The sequence below is a fragment of the Bifidobacteriaceae bacterium genome, from assembly GCA_031281585.1.
GTDB lineage: Bacteria > Actinomycetota > Actinomycetes > Actinomycetales > WQXJ01 > JAIRTF01.
On record JAITFE010000081.1, the window covers coordinates 1 to 2,744 of the forward strand.

The window sequence follows — 2,744 nt, forward strand, 5'->3', positions numbered from 1 at the left end:
CCGCCACATCCCACTCGGCGCCCAAGTCGATCACAACCCACTGATTCGTCGCCTGATTGTTCGCCGTATTCCAATACGAGCTAGAGCTATACGCGTTCAACACATTCGCGGCCGCGTAACCCGAAGAAGTCGAATACACACTCGACGCCGCCACCACCAAACCCCCAACGCGGTCCCACGCCACATCAACAAGACCAGTCGAAGCCTCCGAGGAGAACCGAGCTTCCAATCCAGAACCACCCGTGGGCGCACCCGCCGCCGTGAACAGCGACCAGGCGGCCCATTCCGTCGCCCCGTTCGAATCGGCCAATTCCGCCTCAACGTGCTGGATCGGCGCGGCAGCGGACGCAGTCATTTGAAGCTGATTCCCGGTTCCCGCGGCTGCGCCGTTTACGTGCCACGTCACCGTTACGGGCAGGGAATCTGTGTGACCTGGCGTGACGCTGAAAGTGACAACGTCAGCATCGTCGGCTGTGATGGCCGTACCGACCACGGGGTTCGCCGCCGTCACCAACGGGCGGCTCGCGGGCTGCGCGGCCGCGACCACGTGGTAGGCGACCGTTTGACGGCCGGACGCGTCCGTCACCCGCGCCCCGACAGCGTTCGGGCCGAGGTGCGCCAACGCCGCCTGTGCCGTGGCCCCAGTCCCGTCGTCGAAGTCGCCATCCGCGTCCGTGTCCCAGGCGACCGTGTTGCCCGCGTCCGTCGCGGCCGTGACTGCGGCGGTGGAACCCACCGATCCGGTGCTCGGACCGCTTAGGGTCACCGACGGGTAAGCGCTCAAACCGGCGCCGGACAGCCCGGCCTCCAAGTCGGTCACGATCCCGTCAAACAAGGACACCGCATCCCCATAAGCCGACACGAGGCCCGACCCCACGGCCGAAGCCTCCGCGTCCAGGTCCGCCAACGAAACGTACGGGGTCGCCAAGCCCGCTTCGGCAATGACCGCTTGGACGAACTGCTCGCGCTGCGTCTGATTCGCGCCCAAGTCCTCAAGCGCCGCGACCTCCGCAGCCGTCAAAGACCCGCCGGCTTTGAGGCGTTCATGGACTTCGGCCAGGGCCGCCGCCATGTCCGGCTTCATCCATCCACCCAGCGACTGCTCCAGCGCCAGCAGCCGCTGACGCGCTTGGGCCTGGGACTGAAGCCCGGCCACCGCCTGGCGGGCGAAGGCGGAAGCAGCCTTGGCCTGCGCCAACGCCGCCGCCGCGTCCGAGGCCTGCTGCGCGCCCTGATACTTCTCCAAAGCGTGCAGGAACGCCTCCGCCGCCACGCCCTCAGACCATTGAGAGTGATACAGCTCCTCGAAAACTTTCTGCAGTTCGCTGCCCTCGCCGGATCCGAAACCGTCAACCGCGCCCAACGCCACCGGCGCCGTGTAATTCTGATCCGGCGGATCCGCCTCAAGACCCCGGTAGACCCTTGCGTAGAACTGCCCCATATTCGTGGGGATGTCTCTCAAGTTCGCCACACCCGTGAGGTTTGGCAAATGCATGACCGAATGAACGCACACGAAGGCCGCCACGCTGGGCAGCCTGGTGCAGATCGCCGCCTGCACCAGCGCCTGAATGATCGCGTCTGGGCCGTCCGGGAAGTCTGGCAGGCCCGCGTGGCCGTAGAGGATCCAGAACCAACTCCAGGCCGCCGCCCGGTCCTCGTAGTATTCGGCCTGCTCGCCGGCTGCGGCCTTGATGTTGAGGATGGCCTGGGTGCTCTCAATTGAGGGCGGGTTCAGAGGGTTCACGCCCACAACTGTGAACGCTTTGCTCATGATGCTGTCCTCGCCCGCGTTGAACACACCGTCCAGGCAGACGTCCTCGACTATGTCGTAGACCCCGGGGCCAATGTTCCCGCCCGGGGCGGTGTAACCAATCGTCTGGGCCGCGAACCCCTGGCCCAGCAGGTTCGCGGTGACCATGTTCGGGGTGCCCGTCACATCCACCAGAGCGTCGCCGCCGGACACGCTGCCATGCGGGACCACATAGATGTCGGAGACCCTGAAAATCCCGTCGCAGCCGGGGCTGAGCGAGCCGACCAGGATCACGATCTCCTGGTTCGGGCCGTAGGAGCTGAACTCCATCATGAATTGGCCCGCGTCGGCGGAGCTTTGCTGCGCGGGCAGCACCAGCGCCACCAGGCCGAGCGCGACAGCGGTGACGGCCGCGCAGCCTCGGATGAGCCAACGCCGCGCGCGGGACCGCCCCGCCAGAACAGGCGGCTCCAAACCGCCTTCTGCGGGCAGACGATTGTCGGACTTGACAGACTGCGGACGGAAGAAAGAAGGCATGACCGAAGCACCTTTGAAGTCGATCGGGCGGCGCCACCCATTAACCGGGGGCAGCACTGCTGTGGCTGGCAGATTTGGCGCCACGGTATCAGCCACCACCAAGGGCGGTCAACCACGACCAATGAATTCACCTGTCCCAAACCACGGGCTGTCGCCAATCGTGCCAGTTGCGCACCGGTCTGGCTCGGCCACGCTTCCGTTACCGCACGCTGCCGGGTTCGCCTCGCGGGCACCAGAGCGGGCGGCCCGTGCCCAGTCGTTGTCCGATGCCGTCCGCCGCCTCCCGTACAACATCCCCGACCCAGCCAACTGACCTGCCGCCACGGTTCCCAAGACCAGGGCGGACGGCATCGGGCGGCGGGGGATTCGGACGAGGGGTTCGGGTGAGGGCGCCGACGCGGGCGGCCCGTGGCGGGTGGTCAGAACGGCGGCCCGTCGCCGGTTTCGGCTGGGGGCG

Annotated in this window: 1 protein-coding gene; it reads right to left on the reverse strand. The window is 66.8% G+C overall.

The genetic code is table 11. The features are described 5' to 3' along the window. The coding region (locus LBC97_09500; GenBank protein MDR2566268.1) for a hypothetical protein at positions 1 to 2,287 on the reverse strand (2,287 nt) is incomplete at its 3' end. Between the last annotated feature and the right edge of the window lie 457 nt (positions 2,288 to 2,744).